Below are 17288 nucleotides of genomic sequence, written 5' to 3' on the forward strand. Positions count from 1 at the left end.
CGATGAGCCTCGCCGTGCGCTTTCAGGGCATCGAAAAACAGTTCGGGCCGGTGCGCGTGCTGCACGGCGTCACCTTCGATATCGCGCCGGGGCGCATCCATGGATTGCTCGGCGAAAACGGCGCGGGCAAATCCACGCTGATGAAGATCCTCGCGGGCTACGAGCGCGCGAACGCGGGCGAGCTGTATATCGACGAACGCGTGCGCGACTTCGCGAGTTCACGCGAGGCCGAACACGCGGGGATCGTGCTGATTCACCAGGAACTCAATCTCGCGGATCATTTGAGCATCACGCAGAACATGTTCCTCGGCCACGAGCTGAAGAAAGGCCTTTTCCTCGACGAACCGGCGATGCGCGAAGCCGCGCGTGCGCGACTGAACGACGTCGGCCTGCACAAGAATCCGGATACGAAGGTGCGCGACCTGATCGTCGCGGAGAAGCAGCTCGTCGAGATCGCGAAGGCGATGCTGCGCGACGCGCGGCTGCTCATCATGGACGAGCCGACCGCGACGCTGACGCCATCGGAGACACAGCGTCTGTTCAGCCTCATGGCGCGCCTGAAGGATGCGGGCACGACCATCGTGTATATCTCGCACAAGCTCGACGAAGTGGAGCGCGTGACCGACGAAGTGATCGTGATGCGCGACGGCCGCTTCGTCGCGCGCGCGCCGACCGAGGAGCTCACGCGCCAGCAGATGGCCAATCTGATGGTCGGCCGCGAAGTCTCCGACATGTTTCCCGACAAGCCACCGCTGACCGACGACGCGCCGGTCGCATTCGAGGTCGAAGGCGCATCGGTTCCGGGCTGGGCGAACGGCATCGGCTTTTCGGTGCGCAAAGGCGAAGTGTTCGGCTTCGCGGGACTCGTCGGCGCGGGACGAACGGAGTTGTTCGAGGCACTCGTCGGCTTGCGGCCGTTGAGCGCGGGACACGTCGTGATCGACGGCAAGACCGTCAGCCTGACGAGCCCGCGCGAAGCGATGAAGCAGGGCCTCACGTACCTGAGCGAGGATAGAAAAGGACGCGGACTGCACGTCGACATGGCGCTCAAGGACAACCTGACGATGATGACGCTGGAGCGCTATGCGCATCCGTTCATCGACATGCACGCCGAACGCGACGCGTTGAAGAAAGCCGTGAACGATTTCGGCATTCGCACGGGGAACACGTCGATTCGCGCGCGCATGCTGTCGGGCGGCAACCAGCAGAAGCTCGCGCTCGCGAAGTTCCTGAATCCCGATCCGCGCGTGATCGTGCTCGACGAACCGACACGCGGCGTGGATGTCGGCGCCAAGCGCGACATCTATTTCCTGATTCACCGGCTGGCCGCCGAGGGCCGCGCGGTGATCGTGATTTCATCCGAGCTGATCGAGCTGATCGGCTTGTGTCATCGCGTCGCGGTGATGCGCGCGGGCGAGCTCGTCGCGACGCTCGGCATGGATCTTTTGACCGAAGAGAGGTTGATCGCGCATGCGACCGGCACACACTGAAGACATCGACAGCGAGAGCCGTCTTTCCGCCGCCGCGCGCTTTCTGTTCGGCGTCGGGCCGCTGATCGGGCTGATCGCGCTGTGCGTCGGCGGCACGTTGCTCAACGGCGACTTCGCCACCCTCGACAACGCGATGAACGTGCTCACGCGCACATCGTTCATCGGCATCATCGCGGTGGGCATGACCTTCGTGATCATCTCGGGCGGCATCGACCTGTCGGTCGGGTCGATGGCCGCGCTGATCGCGGGCAGCATGATCTACATGATGAACGCGCTCATGCAGGGCTTTCACGGGCACGCGGTGCCGCCGCTCTTGATCATCGCGCTCGGCGTCGTGCTCGCGCTCGTGCTGGGCGGGCTGTTCGGCTTCGCGCACGGCGTGCTGGTGACGAAGGGGCGCATCGAGCCGTTCATTGTCACGCTCGGCACGCTCGGCATTTTTCGCGCGCTGCTCACATGGCTCGCGGACGGCGGCGCGCTCACGCTGGACAACTCGCTCGTCGATCTCTACGGGCCGGTCTATTACGCGAGCCTCTTCGGTGTGCCGGTGCCGATATGGATCTTCCTGATCGTCGCGGCGGGCGGCGCCGTCGTGCTCAATCGGACGGTGTATGGACGGCATGTGCAGGCGATCGGTTCGAGCGAGCAGGTCGCGCGTTATGCGGCCATTCGCGTGGATCGCGTGAAGATCGTCACCTATGTGCTGCTCGGCTTGTGCGTTGCCGTCGCGACGATTCTGTACGTGCCGCGCCTCGGCTCCGCCACGCCGACGACGGGCCTCCTCTGGGAGCTCGAAGCGATCGCGTCCGTCGTGGTCGGCGGCACTGCGCTGAAAGGCGGCGAAGGGCGCGTGATCGGCACCGTCATCGGCGCGATTCTGCTTTCGGTCATCAACAACATCCTGAACCTGACGAGCATCATCAGCGTGTATCTGAACGCGGCGGTGCAGGGCGCCGTGATCATCCTCGTAGCATTTTTGCAGCGCGGTCGTCGTTAGCCGGAATATCCACAAGACAAGGAGACTTCGTCATGAAGAACATGCTTCGCGCGCTCGGCGCGCTCACGCTTGCGGCGAGTGCGTTCGCCGCCTCATTGCCGTGCGCTCACGCCGCCGACAAGGTCGTGCTCGGTGTCGCCATTCCGACCGCGGATCACGGCTTCACGGGCGGCATCGTGTGGTGGGCCAACGAAGCGAAGAAGGAGCTGGAAAAGGCGCACCCGGACCTGAAGGTCATCGTGAAGACCGCCGGCACCGCGCCCGAGCAGGCGAACCAGTTGCAGGACCTCGTGACCGTCAACAAGATCAATGCGCTCGTGATTTTCCCGCAGGAATCGGCTTCGCTCACGCAACCTGTCGCGCAGGTGAAGAAGAAGGGCGTCTATGTGACGGTGGTCGATCGCGGTCTCACCGACCCCAGCGCGCAGGATGCCTATGTCGCCGGCGACAACACCGCATTCGGCAAGATTCCCGCGGAATACATCGCGAAGACGCTGAACGGCAAGGGCGACATCGTCGCGCTGCGCGGCATTCCGACGACCCTCGACAACGAGCGCTGGACCGCGTTCGAAGGTGTGATCAAGCAGCATCCGGACATGAAGATTCTCGACGCCAAGTACGCGAACTGGAACCGCGACGATGCCTTCAAGGTGATGCAGGACTATCTCACGCGCTTCAAGCACATCGACGCCGTCTGGGCCGCCGACGACGACATGATGGTCGGCGTGCTGAAGGCGATCGATCAGGCGAAGCGCACGGACGTCAAGATCGTTTTCGGCGGCGCCGGATCGAAGGAAGCCGTGAAGCGCATCATGGACGGCGACAAGCGCGTGCAGGCCGACGTGTCGTACTCGCCGAAGTTCATCTATGACGCGATCAAGCTGACCGCCGAGGCGCGCCTCAAGGGCGACAAGCTGCCGCCGACGACCATCATCCCGTCGGTGCTCATCACGAAGGACAACGCCAAGCAGTTCTATTTCCCGAACTCGCCGTTCTGATGTGCGAAGGCCGTTCACCCGGCCTTCTTTCTCCTAGAGGCGAAAGATGAAGACCATCAAAGGGCCGGCGATATTTCTCGCGCAGTTCATGGGCGAAGAGCCGCCGTTCGATACGTTGGAGAACCTCGCGTCGTGGGCGGCTTCGCTCGGTTATCAAGGCATCCAGGTGCCCGCCGATCCGCGCCTGATCGATCTGGAAAAAGCCGCCTCGAGCGATGCCTATTGCGACGACATCCGCCGCACGGTGGACGATGCGGGCGTGGCGATCACCGAATTGTCCACGCATCTGCAAGGCCAGTTGGTCGCGGTGCATCCGGCGTACGACACGCTGTTCGACGGGTTCGCCGCACCGCACGTGCGGGGCAATCCGGCGGCGCGCACGCAATGGGCGATATCGCAATTGAAGCTCGCGGCGGCGGCGTCGAAGCGTCTTGGCCTGAGCGCGCACGTGACGTTTTCGGGCGCGCTCGCGTGGCCCTATGTCTATCCGTGGCCGCAGCGTCCGGCGGGTCTCGTCGAAGCCGCGTTCGAGGAACTCGCGAAACGGTGGCGCCCGATTCTCGACGAGTTCGATCGCGCGGGCATCGACGTGTGCTACGAACTGCATCCGGGCGAGGACTTGCACGACGGCGTCACGTTCGAGCGCTTTCTCGCGGCGGTGGACGATCATCCGCGCGCCAACATCCTGTTCGATCCGAGTCACTTCGTGCTGCAGCAACTCGATTACCTCGCGTTCATCGACATCTATCACGCGCGCATCAAGGCATTTCATGTGAAGGACGCGGAGTTCCGGCCGAATGGAAAGCAGGGCGTGTACGGTGGCTATTCGGGATGGACCGATCGCGCGGGACGTTTCCGTTCGCTGGGCGATGGCCAGATCGACTTCAAGGCAATCTTCTCGAAGATGGCGCAATACGATTTTCCCGGCTGGGCCGTGCTCGAGTGGGAATGCGCGTTGAAGCATCCGGAAGACGGCGCGCGCGAGGGCGCCGTGTTCATTCGAGATCACATCATCCGCGTGGCCGAGCGTGCATTCGATGACTTCGCGGGCAGCGGCGCGAGCCGCGAGCAGATGCGCGGTGTGCTCGGGATCGGAGACCAGGCGGGAGAGACGCGATGAACCGCGTGCGGCTGGGCATGGTCGGCGGCGGCGAGGGCGCGTTCATCGGCGCGGTGCATCGCATCGCGGCGCGGCTCGATGATCGCTATGAACTCGTCGCGGGCGCGTTGTCGTCGGATGCGCGGCGTGCGGCGTCGAGTGCGGCGGCGATCGGGCTTGCGCGCAGTTACGACGATTATCGCGAGATGGCGCGCGTCGAGGCGGGGCGCTCGGACGGCATCGAGGCGGTGGCGATCGTCACGCCGAATCATCTGCATGCGCCGATCGCGACGGCGTTTCTCGAAGCGGGCATTCACGTGATTTGCGACAAGCCGCTCGCAGTATCGCTCGATGAAGGCGAGGCGCTCGCGAAACTCGCGCGCGAGAAGGATCGCGTGTTCGCGGTGACTTATACCTATACGGGCTATCCGCTGGTGCGTCATGCGCGCGGAATGGTTCGACGCGGCCTGCTCGGCGATATTCGCGTCGTGCAGGTGGAGTATGCGCAGGACTGGCTTTCGCTGCCCGTCGAGACGCAGGCGAACCGCCAGGCGGTGTGGCGCACCGATCCTGCGCTGGCGGGTCCGGCGGGTTGTCTCGGCGATATCGGCACGCACGCGTATCAGCTCGCGGACTACGTGACGGGCATGCGGCCGGCGGAGTTGTCGGCGGAGGTGACGACATTCGTGCCGAATCGCCGTGTGGACGATCACGTGCAGGCGATGTTCCGATATACCGGCGGCGCACGCGGAATGTTGTGGGCGAGCCAGATTGCGGCGGGCGAGGAGAACGCGCTGCGTTTGCGTGTGTATGGGACGAAGGCGGGCATCGCATTCGATCAGCAGAAGCCGAATGAGTTGTGGTTCACGACTATCGGCGGCGCGTCGGAACGGATCACGCGTGGCCGCGTGCAAAGCCCCGAAGCGCAGCATGCGACGCGCGTGCCGGCGGGGCATCCCGAAGGGTATCTGGAAGCGTTCGCGCAGCTTTATACGGATGCGGCGGCGTGCATCGCGAGCGGAACTACGCAAGGGGATGACTGGCTTACGACGGTCGAGGACGGCGTCGCGGGATTGAGGTTCGTGGATGCGGTGTTGAGAAGCAGCGAGAGGAATGCTGAATGGGTGACGCTTGCTTGATTCGGATGCTTTAGTCGATCACCCATTTTCCCCGAATCATCGCTTCCTCCAGCATGCCGAGTGTGAGCTGCCATCCGCCGAGCGTTTCTCGAGCCTCGAGGCTGAAGGGGGACTTGAGTACTGTTCAGAAAAACGCCGGCTTGCTCAACTGAATGAAGGGGTAATAGTGGCCAAGCTGGAATTCGCTCATGTCGACGTCGAATTTCGTTCCCCACTCGCTGAGCAACGCTGAAATCTCCGGTGGATTCAAGTCGAGGTCGTGATACAGATCGGTCTCGGGCGCGAGGCTGTTCTGTCCCAGGAACGGTTTGCCCAGCTTGGCTTCTATGAAGTCGACGAGCCGCTCCCACGCTTCCGGTCGAGCAATCATTTACAGCCGATCCTCGGGTTTCACGATACCGTTGTAAGACTGAACCGATCGAAACAGAATGGTCGATACATCGGTGGCGAGAAGCACCCAGCCGACGCCCGGAATCGCCCTTGCAACGAAGGCTCCCAGATTGCGAGTGAACTTGACGCGCAAAAGGATGTCACCGTCGGCAAAATTCTGTACTTGATGTCGAAGGGCAGCATCGTTCTGGAGACGATCGACGCAACTGACCCAGCAGGGTCATCGCGATGCTCGACAGATCGTCTATGCCGGTCTCTCTGTAAATCTCATCGATTGTGATAAGAAAAACAGCTCGGCGGGCTCTAAATCCGTATGCATGCCGTATTGGTAGCGCTGGCCCATGTTCGTCCGTGAATCATTCATAAGTCGGACGATATTAATTTGGTACATCCGAAAAAACGCGACTCCCGCAAGAGCCGCGTTTCTCAACTCAGAGCCGCAATCGTTACGGAATCACGCCCAATTCGCGTGAAAACTTCCCGCCTTGTCCACGCGTTCGAACGTATGCGCACCGAAGAAATCGCGCTGCGCCTGCACGAGATTCGCGGGCAGCCGCTCGGAGCGATACGCATCGAAATAGGCGATCGCCGATGAAAACGCGGGCACCGGAATGCCCGCCTTCACCGCCGCGACGACCACATCGCGCAATGCGTCCTGATACTTCGCGGCGATATCGCTGAAATACGGATCGAGCAGAAGGTTTGCGAGTTGCGGATTCTTCTCATACGCGTCGGTGATCTTCTGCAGGAAGCGCGCGCGGATGATGCAGCCCGCGCGGAAGATCTTCGCGATCTCGCCGTAATGCAGGTCCCATTTGTACTCTTCCGATGCGGCACGCAACTGCGCAAACCCTTGCGCATACGAAACGATCTTCGACAGATACAACGCGCGCCGCACCGACTCGACGAACGCCGCGCGATCGCCATCGAACTTCGGCGACGGGCCGCTCAAAACCTTGCTCGCCGCCACGCGCTGATCCTTCAGCGAAGACAGCACGCGCGCGAACACCGCTTCGGTGATCAACGGCAGCGGTGCGCCGAGATCGAGCGCATTCTGGCTCGTCCACTTGCCCGTGCCTTTTTGCGCGGCGCGATCGAGAATCACATCGACGAGATCCTTGCCGGTTTCCTCGTCCTTCTTCGAGAAGATCTTCGACGTGATCTCGATCAGGTAGCTGTCCAGCTCGCCCTGATTCCACTCGACGTAGACCTTGCCCAGTTCTTCGTTCGACAGACCGGCGACACGTTTGAGCACGTCATAGCTCTCGGCGATCAGTTGCATGTCGCCGTACTCGATGCCGTTGTGCACCATCTTCACGAAATGGCCCGCGCCGTCCGGACCCATGTAGGCGACACACGGCTCGCCGTCCGGCGCCTTCGCCGCGATCTCGGTGAGGATCGGTGCGACGAGTTCGTAGGCTTCTTTCTGTCCGCCCGGCATGATCGACGGGCCTTTCAGCGCGCCTTCCTCGCCGCCCGACACACCCGTGCCGATGAAATGCAGGCCCGACTTCGCGAGATCCTGATTGCGGCGGATGGTGTCGGTGAAATGCGTGTTGCCGCCGTCGATGAGAATGTCGCCCTTCTCGAGCAGCGGACGCAGCGAAGCGATGGTCTCGTCGGTGCCGGCACCCGCCTTCACCATCATCAGGATGCGGCGCGGCTTTTCGAGCGACTCGACGAACTCTTCGAGCGTGTAGGTCGGCACGAGCTTCTTGTCGGGATGTTCGGCAATCAGTTCGTCGGTTTTGGCGCGGCTGCGGTTGTAGACCGAAACGGCGTGACCGCGGCTCTCGATGTTCAAGGCCAGATTGCGGCCCATGACGGCGAGGCCCACCACGCCGATAGCTTGTTTGCTCATGCTTGATCTCCGGATAACCGAAGCGGACGCGGCTCGTGGCGCGGCTTCGGGATGAAAACGTGTCGATGGGAGCGGCGCTCGCGTGAGAGGTCATCTCAGTCTTGATCGGCGGCTCGACGGGCGGTGCGGCGATCCGATCATCTTGCGCGAGCGCAGACCGCCCCGAATTTACCACTTCGAGCCGCATCCGGCAGGCCGCGCGCCGGACGATCGAGCGCGTTGCGTCACGCAGTCTTAGAATGAACGCCCGCAACGAGCACGCCGCGAAGGCCACCCGAGACATGCCGCCATCCCGGCGCGCGCGCAGCCATCATTACTCCGTCTATGTGATCGAACTGTCCGGCACGGTCTGGAACGAAGCGCGCTTTCGCCGCGCGAATCCGGACTACGTGACCGGCATGCCGTTCGTGTATGTGGGCATGACGGGCATCGATCCCGACGTGCGCTTCGACAAGCACAAGGCGGGCATCCAGTCGAACCGCTTCGTACGCGAGTTCGGGCTGCGGCTTCTGCCGCATCTGTACGACATGTACAACCCGATGCCCTACGACGGCGCGCGCGACATGGAAGTGGAACTGGCGATAGGTTTGCGGGAAGCGGGTTATGGCGTGTGGCAGGCGTAAAGCGGTGCATCAAACCATGAGGAGCGATACATGCGGATTCTGATAGTGGGCGCGGGGGCCATCGGCGGATATTTCGGCGCGCGGCTGCTCGATGCGGGCAGGGACGTGACCTTCCTCGTGCGCGAGCGGCGCGCCGAGCGGCTGCGGCAATGCGGCCTGAAAGTGAAGAGCCCGGAGGGCGATCTCGCGTTCGCCTGTCCGCCGATGGTGCTCGCAAAGGACATCGACCGGCCTTACGACCTCGTGTTGCTGAGCTGCAAGGCTTACGACCTGCGAGGCGCGATCGATTCCTTCGCGCCCGCGGTCGGCCCCGGCACCGCGATCCTGCCGCTTTTGAACGGCATGGGCCATCTCGATGCGCTCGATGCCCGCTTCGATCCGGCGAACGTGCTCGGCGGCCAATGCGTGATCGCCGCGACGCTCGACGCCGAGGGCGAGATCCTGCACCTGAACAAGATGCATTCGATGACCATCGGCGAACGCGCCGGCGGCCGCACAACGCGCATCGACGCGATCGCTGCACAACTCGGCGGCGCGGGCTTCGATCTGGACGTAAGCGGAAACATCCTGCAATCGATGTGGGACAAGTGGGTGTTCCTCGCGACGCTCGCGACGGGAACGTGCCTGATGCGCGCACCCATCGGCGATATTCTCGCGGCACCGGGCGGCGAAGCGCTGCTGTTCCAGCTCTTCGACGAATGCCGCGGCATCGCCGCCGACAACACGCACGCGCCGGGCGAGGCGGTCGTCGCGCGCGCCCGTGCGTTCTTCGCGGAACGCGGCTCGCTGATGACCGCGTCGATGCTGCGCGATCTGGAGAACGGCGCGCCGATCGAGGCGGATCACATCGTCGGGGATCTGCTGGCACGGCGGCGCACCGCTTTCAGCGGTGTGTCGGCGCTCGCGGTGGCTTATGCGCATCTGAAGGCCTACGAGGCACGGCGCGCTCGCATGTCCCGCGCCTGAGCATTACCTGCCACGATTCACGCGCCGCCGAAATGGCGGCGTTGGATTTTTATGTCAGTGACATCTCAAAAAATGACAATTACTAAATTGACTGACATAATTTTCGCTACTAGATTTTGCCTGCGACAAGTCGCGAATATCGGCGCTGATTAATCGTTTTCCTGACCGCATTAGTAATATTAAATAGCTTGTTTATGGCCACGCAACGCCTTTTGGCGATGCGCGCGGACTTTGTTCGCCGTTGAATTTTTACTGGTTGACGCGAATTTGTACGAAAACATGATTAAGAATTTACATACCAAGCGTGATATATGTCAATCAGCGTAAAACTGAGAAGAGCCTTTCAACGAACGATAATCGCCTTGTTCGCATAAACATCCATTTCCCTGAATGGCCAATTACATGTCAGGAGACGTTTAAATGAAAATCAGAAGTTCGCCTGTAATCCCATCGCTCATCTGCCCCGGGGTTCCCCTCGATGGCGCGCAGGCCGGCGTGGTCGTGCGTATCATCGACTCGGATGCGTCGGTGTATGCGAATTACCTCGTTCAGACGGCGGACGGCACGCAATACTGCGGGCAGATGGACGTCCGGCGCCGGCGCAATCGCGATGCGCTGCTGCGGCTCGCGCTGGAATCAGGACGCTCGGTCATGGTTATCGGCGGAATCAACAGTTATGTGAAGGCGGCGATGGTCGGCGCTCCCAGTCATGCGCTTTTTGAATCGACTGGTGGATCGAACCCAAACGACGCGCGTAGCGGGCGCCCGTAAAAAGTCACATGCCGCGTCGCTCCATTATCCGGAGGCGCGCGATTTTGGAATCATGAAAAAAGGATCACGAGTGAGAAACATTGATAGTTCCGTCAACCTCGGCCTTGTGCGAGGCGGCATTCCGCTCACGGGCGTCAAGGGTGGTTTTCTCACCCGCATAATCGATTCGAATGATCTCGAGAACGTTAATTTCGTCATTCGAACCGGAGAGGGCGCGTTATATTGTGGTCAACTGAATATCGTCACTCACGAAAATAGAAACAATCTCCTGATGATGGCGCTGGATTACGGTCTGCCCGTCACACTCTCGGGTGACGATTCGGGAAACATAACCGGCCTCGCCGTTGCGAAGAGTGATTCGCCGATTCCATCCCTGAATTCCGCGTTTCTAAAGTTGCAGGACACGCGTACCGGCACGGTGGTGAGAATCGTCGACAAGGATCCAGGTTCGGCGGTCACCTACGTGCTCCAGACGAGCGACGGCTCGCGATACTGCGCCCAGATGTGGCCCAACAGGGATAACTACGACAACCGAAACAGCCTTTTCATGATGGCGCTGCGGATGAACATTCCGGTCACGATAACGGGCGGCGCCAATCATGAGGTGACTGCGATCGCCGTCGGATCGTAATATCCCTGCTCCCGCGCCCGCTCGCTACGGCGGGTGGGCAAGTTTTCTGCTAGTTTCACCGAAATCACAAGGGAGCAAGGACGAGCGTCATGAGCATGAATATCGAATACGCGAAGACCGCGCCCGAGCGCGCCGAAATCGACGCGCTGAGCGGCCCGATGGTCGTCGAGTTCGGCACCGACTGGTGCGGCTTCTGCCGCGCCGCGCAGCCGCTCATCGCGCAGGCGTTCCAGGGTCATGGCGCGGTGAAGCATATGAAGATCGAAGACGGCAGCGGCCGACCGCTCGGCCGCTCGTTTCGCGTGAAGCTCTGGCCGACGCTCGTCTTCATGCTCGGCGGCAAGGAAGTCGCGCGCCTCGTGCGCCCCGGCGACGTCTCCGAAATACGCGACGCGCTCGCGCTCATCGACGAACCGCTCGCGCAATAGCGTTCCTCCGAGGGTTATTCCTCGGTCAACGCCGCTCCCGAAACTTGTATGATGACCCGATGACTTTACGCGTTCCATCGAGTCGCATGTTCGAGAAGATCCCGCCGCGCGCCCTGTCGGACACGGTCGCGCAGAAATTGCAGAAGCTCATCGAGACCGGCAGCTTCGCCACGACCGGCAAGCTGCCGACCGAAGCCGTGCTCGCGCAGGAATTCGGCGTGAGCCGCACCGTGATCCGCGAAGCCATCTCACGGCTGAAGAACGAAGGCATGGTCGAGCCGCGCCAGGGCAGCGGTGTGTTCATCGTGGAGCGGGCGGGCATCCGGCCGTTGCGCATCGATTACGCGCAGGCCGTCGAGCCGGGCGCGGTCGTCCAGATTCTCGCGCTGCGCCGGGCGATCGAGGCCGAAGTCGCGTCCGAGGCCGCGCTGCGCCGCACCGACGAGCACCTGGCCGCTATCGATGACGCCCTCGGGCGCATCGACGAAGCGGTTCGCGAAGGCAGGGACGGCGTCGCGGAAGACGTCGCGTTCCATCGCGAAATCGCGAACGCGACCGGCAACCCGTACTTCCTGAAAACCCTCACCTTTCTGAATCAGTATCTCGAAGCCGGCACGCTCGTCACGCGCGGCAACGAGGCCCTGCGCGAGGACTTCATGCGTCAGGTGCGCGAGGAGCACGCGGCGATCGTCGAGGCGATCCGCTCGCGCGATTCGGTCGCCGCGCGCAACGCCGCCCAGACCCATCTCATCAACGCCGCGCGCCGCCTGGCGGAAGCGGGCATCTGCTAATTCATCGGGAAGAGAAACGCTATGACGAGAAACGTGGGAGTCATCGGCCTGGGCGCAATGGGCATGGGCGTCGCGCGTTCGTTGCTGCGCGCGGGCTTCGCCGTCCATGCGTACGATGTGAAGAAGCCCGCGCTCGATGCGTTCGCGGCCGAAGGCGGCCTTGCGTGCGCGTCGCCGGCGGAACTGGGCGGCAAGTGCGAGGTCGTGCTGACGGTCGTCGTCAACGCGGCGCAGACGGAGGCTGTGCTGTTCGGTGAGAACGGTGCGCTCGAGGCGATGAAACCCGGCAGCGTCGTGCTCGCATGCGCGACGGTATCGCCGCAATTCGCCGCCGACCTCGGCCGGCGCATCGGGGAAAAAGGCGTGTTGCTGCTCGACGCGCCCCTGTCCGGCGGCGCGGCCAAGGCCAATTCCGGCGACATGACGATGATGACCTCCGGCCCGGCCGACGCCTACGCCGCGTGCGAAGACGTGCTCGGTGCGATTGCGGGCAAGGTCTATCGTCTCGGCGACGCGCACGGCGCGGGCTCGAAGGTGAAGATCATCAATCAACTGCTCGCGGGCGTGCATATCGCCGCGGCCGCCGAAGCGATGGCGCTCGGCCTGCGCGAAGGCGTCGATCCCGATGCGCTCTACGACGTCATCACGCACAGCGCCGGCAACTCGTGGATGTTCGAGAACCGCGTGCCGCACATTCTGGCGGGCGACTACACGCCGCTTTCCGCCGTCGATATTTTCGTGAAGGACCTCGGCCTCGTGCTCGATACGGCGCGCACGTCGAAATTCCCGCTGCCGCTCTCGGCGGCGGCGCACCAGATGTTCATGATGGCGTCCACCGCCGGCCACGGCGGCGAGGACGATTCCGCGGTCATCAAGATTTTTCCGGGCATCGACATCCCGAAGGGAGCGAAGGAATGACGCAGACGGCGCAGACACTGCTCGGCTGTATCGCCGACGATTTCACGGGGGCGACCGATCTCGCCAACATGCTCGTGCGCGGCGGCATGCGCACGGTGCAGACCATTGGCATTCCCGAAGCGGGCACGCTAATCGATGCGGACGCGATCGTCGTCGCGCTGAAATCGCGCACGATTCCCGCCGCCGAGGCCGTGCGCCAGTCGCTCGACGCGCTCGAATGGCTGCGCGCGCAGGGATGCCGCCAGTTCTTCTTCAAGTATTGCTCGACCTTCGATTCCACCGATAAGGGCAACATCGGCCCCGTTTCGGACGCGTTGCTCGATGCGCTGAAGGCAGATTTCACGATCGCCTGCCCCGCGTTTCCCGAGAACGGCCGCACGATCTTTCGCGGCAATCTGTTTGTCGGGGATGTGTTGCTGAACGAGTCGGGCATGGAGAATCATCCGCTCACGCCGATGACCGATCCGAACCTCGTGCGCGTCTTGCAGCGTCAGACGCAATCGAAAGTCGGGCTGATCCGCTACGACACGATCGCCAAGGGCGCGGACGCGATCCGGGCGCGCATCGACGAGTTGAAGAAAGACGGCGTGCGCCTCGCCATCGCCGATGCCATATCCGACGCCGATCTCTACACGCTGGGCGACGCGTGCCGCGAACTTGCGCTCATCACGGGCGGCTCGGGCATCGCGCTCGGGCTTCCGCAAAACTTCCGCGCCGCGAACCTGCTCGCGCATGCGGAACATGCCGCCGATCTGCCGAAAATCGAAGGCAAGTCGGTGGTGCTGGCGGGCAGCGCATCGAAGGCGACGAACGCGCAGGTCGCGCACTGGCGCGAGTCGAAGCCGGGTTTCCGTATCGATCCGCTGGCGCTGTCGCGCGGCGAGCCGGTCGTGCAAAACGCTGTCGAATTCGCGCGCACGCACAACGAGCCTGTGCTCATTTACGCGACTTCGTCGCCCGATGAAGTAAAGGCGGTGCAGAAGGAACTGGGCGTCGAGAAGGCGGGGCAACTGGTCGAAGACGCGCTCGCGTCCATCGCGCGCACGCTGCGCGACGAAGGCTGCGTCAAGTTCGTCGTGGCGGGCGGCGAGACCTCGGGCGCGGTCGTGCAGGCGCTCGATGTGCGCACGCTGCGCATCGGGCCGCAGATCGATCCGGGCGTGCCGGCGACGCAGTCGATCGGCGCGAATGCCGATGAATCGCTGGCCCTCGCGCTCAAGTCCGGCAATTTCGGCGCGACCGATTTCTTCGAGAAGGCGTTGAAGGCACTGTGATGGCATCGAACGAACATTCCATTCGCGAAGAGATCTGCGTCACCGGCAAGAGCCTGTACGAGCGGCGCTATACGGTCGGCAGTGCGGGCAACATCAGCGCGCGGCTCGATGACGGCTGGCTCATCACGCCGACGGATGCGTGCCTTGGCCGCCTCGATCCAAACGACATCGCGAAGGTCGATCTTCAGGGCAATCACGTGTCGGGCGGACGGCCGTCGAAGACGCTCGCGCTGCATCGACGCATCTACGAGAGCAATGCGGATGCGCGCGGCGTGGTGCATACGCATTCGACGCATCTCGTGGCGCTGACGCTGGCGGGCGTCTGGAAGAAGGAAGATGTCCTGCCGCCGATCACGCCGTACTACGTGATGAAGGTGGGCCACGTGCCACTGATCGAATATCGCCGTCCGGGCGATGCGGCCGTGGCGGAGGAAGTGGCGGCGCTGGCGTCGAAGGTGCGCGCGGTGTTGCTGGAGCGCCTTGGGCCGGTGGTGTGGGAGAAATCGGTGTCGCACGCGAGTTACGCGCTGGAGGAGCTGGAGGAGACGGCGCGGCTGTATCTATCGACGATGCCGCGCCCCGAGCCGTTACCGGAAGCGGCGATCGAGGATTTGCGAGCGACATTCAACGCCCGATGGTAAAGAAATGCCGGTCGGCCGCGCAGCGGGCCGGAGCCGTGTGGTGCGGAACCAGTGAGTGAAGCGGAGCGAGGCGACAGACCGTGCGCGATCCAAGCCGGGTGAGTCTTATGAGGGCGACACTCAGGCCGCCCACGCTCACCTGGCAAGCACGGCCAACTTTGCAGCAGCAAAGAAAGTGACTGCCGCCCCAGACAGGGGCACAGCCAGCAGACCGACAAGAAATCAGGATTCCACGAGAGCCGAACCAGATCAAACCAGGAGCAACGCAAATGCCAAAATTCGCCGCAAACCTGACGATGATGTACACGGAGCACCCGTTCCTGGACCGTTTCGCCGCAGCATCGAAAGACGGCTTCAAGGCGGTTGAATTCCTGTTCCCGTACGAATTCGCAGCGAAGGACATCGAGCAACGCTTGAAGGACAACGGCCTGACGCAAGCGCTCTTCAACGCCCCGCCGGGCGACTGGGCGAAGGGCGAGCGCGGCATCGCGTCCTTGCCGGGCCGTGAAGAGGAATTCAGGCAGAGCGTGGCAAAAGGCCTCGAATACGCCGCCGTGCTGGGCAACAAAAAACTGCACGTGATGGCGGGCCTGATCGCGGCGGATCAGCCAAGAGAAAAACACCGCGCGGTGTATCTGAAGAATCTCGAATACGCGGCGAAGGAAGCGGAAAAGGCGGGCATCGGCATCGTGATCGAGCCGATCAACACGCGCGACATTCCCGGTTTCTTCCTGAACCGCCAGGACGACGCGCAAGCCATTTGCGACGAAATCGGCGCGCCTAACCTGCAAGTGCAGTTCGATATCTACCACTGCCAGATCGTCGAAGGCGATATCGAGATGAAGCTCAGACGCGACATGAAGCGCCCGAACGCGGGCATCGGCCACATTCAGATCGCGGGCGTGCCGCAGCGGCACGAGCCGAGCATCGGCGAACTCAATTATCCGTATCTGTTCGAGCTGATCGATTCGCTCGGCTACGAAGGCTGGATCGGCTGCGAATACAAGCCGAAGGCGGGCACGAGCGAAGGCCTCGGCTGGCTCAAACCTTATCTGTGAGAAAGGAAGCGATTACATGAAAATTCTCATCACCGGCGGCGCGGGCTTTCTTGGTCAGCGGCTCGCGAAGCGCCTTCTCGAGCGCAATGAACTCAACGGCAAGCCGGTCACGGAACTGGTGCTGCTCGACGTCGCGCGCCCGAACGACGAACGACTGCTCGCCGACCAACGCGTGCGCGCCGAAACCGGCGACATCTCCGATCCGGCCGTGCTGCAACGCCACATCGACACGCAGACCGAAGCCATCTTCCACCTTGCCGCGATCGTGAGCGGCCAGGCCGAAGCAGACTTCGATCTCGGCATGAAGATCAATCTCGACGCGTCGCGGGCGTTGCTCGAAGTGTGCCGCGCTGCGGGCCATAAGCCGCGCGTCGTGTTCACGAGTTCGGTCGCGGTGTATGGCGGCACGCTGCCCGATGTCGTGCAGGACGACACCGCGCTCAATCCGCAATCGTCGTACGGGACGCAGAAAGCGATCGCCGAGTTGCTGCTCTCCGACTACGCGCGGCGCGGTTTCGTCGATGGCCGCGTGCTGCGCCTGCCGACCATCAGCGTGCGGCCCGGCAAGCCGAACGCGGCGGCGTCGTCGTTTGCGAGCGGCATCATTCGCGAGCCGCTGAACGGCGAGCGCTCGACGTGTCCTGTCGATGGCGACACGCGCGTCTGGGTTCTGTCGCCGAAAAGCGCGATCGAAGCGCTGATCGCGGGCTGCGAGATCGATCGCGCGAAGCTCGGGCTCCGGCCGGTCATCAATCTGCCGGGCTTGTCGGTCAGCGTGAACGAGATGGTCGCGGCGCTGCGCGAAGTGGCGGGCGAGGAAGCGGTGCAGCGCATCGACTGGCAGCGCGACGAACGCATCGAGAAAATCGTCTGCAGCTGGCCCGGCGCGTGGAACCCGGCACGCGCGGAGCAACTCGGCCTCGTGGGCGACAAGAATTTCGCCGACGTGATCCGCGCCTATATCGCCGACGAACGCGGCTGAATCCCACTTCTTGCATCATCGATTCGTTCTGCACCGGGCGTCGCGCGCGCGATGCCCGCGTCCCCGCGCGCCTGTCATGCTTACATGCGCATTTCCGGGCTACACTTGTCTCTTAAATGTGACGAACGTCGGCCCGGCGCCGCGTGCACCGCGTTGAACCACGAGCGGCCGCAAGCTCGTATCTCTTTCGCTTTCGTGCTTCTTGCGCCTTCGCAACGCCGGCATCGCGGC

At 62.8% G+C, this 17288-nt stretch carries 18 protein-coding genes and 1 pseudogene; 16 read left to right on the forward strand and 3 right to left on the reverse strand.

Features of this window, described 5'->3' with window-relative positions; all coding sequences use genetic code 11:
• The first annotated feature begins 2 nt into the window (after window positions 1-2).
• From NCR38_RS14025 to NCR38_RS14045, 5 genes are read left to right on the forward strand one after another with little or no spacing between them, the layout of a single operon-like run.
• Window positions 3-1490, forward strand: a complete 1488-nt coding sequence (locus tag NCR38_RS14025; protein WP_061120826.1) for a sugar ABC transporter ATP-binding protein — start codon at window positions 3-5, stop codon at window positions 1488-1490.
• A complete protein-coding gene (locus tag NCR38_RS14030) occupies window positions 1471-2487 on the forward strand; it encodes an ABC transporter permease (RefSeq protein ID WP_061120827.1) in 1017 nt (338 codons plus the stop codon). Before NCR38_RS14025 ends, NCR38_RS14030 begins: the two co-directional genes overlap by 20 nt.
• 32 nt (window positions 2488-2519) lie before the next feature.
• Complete coding sequence (locus NCR38_RS14035) at window positions 2520-3485, forward strand: substrate-binding domain-containing protein (RefSeq protein ID WP_061120828.1); 966 nt, start codon at window positions 2520-2522, stop codon at window positions 3483-3485.
• 46 nt (window positions 3486-3531) lie between these two features.
• Window positions 3532-4605: a sugar phosphate isomerase/epimerase gene (locus tag NCR38_RS14040; RefSeq protein WP_061120829.1), complete on the forward strand. Its 1074-nt coding sequence runs from the start codon at window positions 3532-3534 to the stop codon at window positions 4603-4605.
• Window positions 4602-5723 (forward strand): Gfo/Idh/MocA family protein, encoded by a 1122-nt coding sequence (locus NCR38_RS14045; protein ID WP_061120830.1) that lies wholly within the window; start codon window positions 4602-4604, stop codon window positions 5721-5723. The genes NCR38_RS14040 and NCR38_RS14045 overlap by 4 nt, the downstream gene beginning before the upstream one ends.
• Before the next feature lie 124 nt (window positions 5724-5847).
• Here the strand turns inward: NCR38_RS14045 and NCR38_RS14050 are convergent, their stop codons facing one another.
• From NCR38_RS14050 to gndA, 3 genes and pseudogenes are all read right to left on the reverse strand, one after another.
• A complete protein-coding gene (locus NCR38_RS14050) occupies window positions 5848-6093 on the reverse strand; it encodes a DUF1493 family protein (RefSeq protein WP_250477265.1) in 246 nt (81 codons plus the stop codon).
• Window positions 6094-6456 (reverse strand): annotated as a pseudogene (locus NCR38_RS34455) (STM2901 family protein). It abuts the gene before it with no gap.
• A 111-nt stretch (window positions 6457-6567) separates the two neighbouring features.
• Window positions 6568-7974: an NADP-dependent phosphogluconate dehydrogenase gene (gndA, locus tag NCR38_RS14055; protein WP_061120831.1), complete on the reverse strand. Its 1407-nt coding sequence runs from the start codon at window positions 7972-7974 to the stop codon at window positions 6568-6570.
• A gap of 281 nt (window positions 7975-8255) precedes the next feature.
• On the opposite strand from gndA, the gene NCR38_RS14060 reads away from it, so the two are divergent.
• From NCR38_RS14060 to denD, 11 genes are all read left to right on the forward strand, one after another.
• Window positions 8256-8597, forward strand: a complete 342-nt coding sequence (locus NCR38_RS14060; protein WP_061120860.1) for a hypothetical protein — start codon at window positions 8256-8258, stop codon at window positions 8595-8597.
• A 30-nt stretch (window positions 8598-8627) separates the two neighbouring features.
• Entirely contained in the window at window positions 8628-9563 is a 936-nt protein-coding gene (panE, locus tag NCR38_RS14065) for a 2-dehydropantoate 2-reductase (RefSeq protein ID WP_061120832.1), read from the forward strand.
• Between the two features lie 420 nt (window positions 9564-9983).
• A complete protein-coding gene (locus NCR38_RS14070; protein ID WP_143756420.1) occupies window positions 9984-10334 on the forward strand; it encodes a hypothetical protein in 351 nt (116 codons plus the stop codon).
• 70 nt (window positions 10335-10404) lie between these two features.
• Complete coding sequence (locus NCR38_RS14075; protein ID WP_061120834.1) at window positions 10405-10965, forward strand: hypothetical protein; 561 nt, start codon at window positions 10405-10407, stop codon at window positions 10963-10965.
• Window positions 10966-11054: 89 nt separating this feature from the next.
• On the forward strand, window positions 11055-11393 hold the full coding sequence (locus tag NCR38_RS14080; RefSeq protein WP_061120835.1) for a thioredoxin family protein: 339 nt from the start codon (window positions 11055-11057) through the stop codon (window positions 11391-11393).
• An 86-nt stretch (window positions 11394-11479) separates the two neighbouring features.
• Complete coding sequence (locus NCR38_RS14085) at window positions 11480-12184, forward strand: FadR/GntR family transcriptional regulator (RefSeq protein ID WP_061120836.1); 705 nt, start codon at window positions 11480-11482, stop codon at window positions 12182-12184.
• Window positions 12185-12205: 21 nt separating this feature from the next.
• A complete protein-coding gene (gene ltnD, locus NCR38_RS14090) occupies window positions 12206-13102 on the forward strand; it encodes an L-threonate dehydrogenase (protein WP_061120837.1) in 897 nt (298 codons plus the stop codon).
• Window positions 13099-14376, forward strand: a complete 1278-nt coding sequence (otnK, locus tag NCR38_RS14095; RefSeq protein WP_061120838.1) for a 3-oxo-tetronate kinase — start codon at window positions 13099-13101, stop codon at window positions 14374-14376. Before ltnD ends, otnK begins: the two co-directional genes overlap by 4 nt.
• Window positions 14376-15017, forward strand: coding sequence for an aldolase (locus NCR38_RS14100; RefSeq protein WP_061120839.1), 642 nt, complete (start codon window positions 14376-14378; stop codon window positions 15015-15017). The genes otnK and NCR38_RS14100 overlap by 1 nt, the downstream gene beginning before the upstream one ends.
• Before the next feature lie 269 nt (window positions 15018-15286).
• The gene (gene otnI / locus NCR38_RS14105) at window positions 15287-16075 is read left to right on the forward strand and encodes a 2-oxo-tetronate isomerase (protein WP_250477266.1); all 789 of its coding nucleotides are present in this window, start codon (window positions 15287-15289) and stop codon (window positions 16073-16075) included.
• Window positions 16076-16091: 16 nt separating this feature from the next.
• The gene (gene denD, locus NCR38_RS14110) at window positions 16092-17057 is read left to right on the forward strand and encodes a D-erythronate dehydrogenase (protein WP_061120841.1); all 966 of its coding nucleotides are present in this window, start codon (window positions 16092-16094) and stop codon (window positions 17055-17057) included.
• Window positions 17058-17288: the final 231 nt, after the last annotated feature.

The organism is Caballeronia sp. INML1 (assembly GCF_023631085.1).
Taxonomy (GTDB): Bacteria; Pseudomonadota; Gammaproteobacteria; order Burkholderiales; family Burkholderiaceae; genus Caballeronia; species Caballeronia turbans.

Bases quoted from the DNA above. Each gene is read 5' to 3' on its own strand.
- NCR38_RS14025 (WP_061120826.1), top strand. From the start codon at position 3: ATGAGCCTCGCCGTGCGCTTTCAGGGCATCGAAAAACAGTTCGGGCCG.
- NCR38_RS14030 (WP_061120827.1), top strand. From the start codon at position 1,471: ATGCGACCGGCACACACTGAAGACATCGACAGCGAGAGCCGTCTTTCC.
- NCR38_RS14035 (WP_061120828.1), top strand. From the start codon at position 2,520: ATGAAGAACATGCTTCGCGCGCTCGGCGCGCTCACGCTTGCGGCGAGT.
- NCR38_RS14040 (WP_061120829.1), top strand. From the start codon at position 3,532: ATGAAGACCATCAAAGGGCCGGCGATATTTCTCGCGCAGTTCATGGGC.
- NCR38_RS14045 (WP_061120830.1), top strand. From the start codon at position 4,602: ATGAACCGCGTGCGGCTGGGCATGGTCGGCGGCGGCGAGGGCGCGTTC.
- NCR38_RS14050 (WP_250477265.1), bottom strand. From the start codon at position 6,093: ATGATTGCTCGACCGGAAGCGTGGGAGCGGCTCGTCGACTTCATAGAA.
- gndA (WP_061120831.1), bottom strand. From the start codon at position 7,974: ATGAGCAAACAAGCTATCGGCGTGGTGGGCCTCGCCGTCATGGGCCGC.
- NCR38_RS14060 (WP_061120860.1), top strand. From the start codon at position 8,256: ATGCCGCCATCCCGGCGCGCGCGCAGCCATCATTACTCCGTCTATGTG.
- panE (WP_061120832.1), top strand. From the start codon at position 8,628: ATGCGGATTCTGATAGTGGGCGCGGGGGCCATCGGCGGATATTTCGGC.
- NCR38_RS14070 (WP_143756420.1), top strand. From the start codon at position 9,984: ATGAAAATCAGAAGTTCGCCTGTAATCCCATCGCTCATCTGCCCCGGG.
- NCR38_RS14080 (WP_061120835.1), top strand. From the start codon at position 11,055: ATGAGCATGAATATCGAATACGCGAAGACCGCGCCCGAGCGCGCCGAA.
- NCR38_RS14085 (WP_061120836.1), top strand. From the start codon at position 11,480: ATGTTCGAGAAGATCCCGCCGCGCGCCCTGTCGGACACGGTCGCGCAG.
- ltnD (WP_061120837.1), top strand. From the start codon at position 12,206: ATGACGAGAAACGTGGGAGTCATCGGCCTGGGCGCAATGGGCATGGGC.
- otnK (WP_061120838.1), top strand. From the start codon at position 13,099: ATGACGCAGACGGCGCAGACACTGCTCGGCTGTATCGCCGACGATTTC.
- NCR38_RS14100 (WP_061120839.1), top strand. From the start codon at position 14,376: ATGGCATCGAACGAACATTCCATTCGCGAAGAGATCTGCGTCACCGGC.
- otnI (WP_250477266.1), top strand. From the start codon at position 15,287: ATGCCAAAATTCGCCGCAAACCTGACGATGATGTACACGGAGCACCCG.
- denD (WP_061120841.1), top strand. From the start codon at position 16,092: ATGAAAATTCTCATCACCGGCGGCGCGGGCTTTCTTGGTCAGCGGCTC.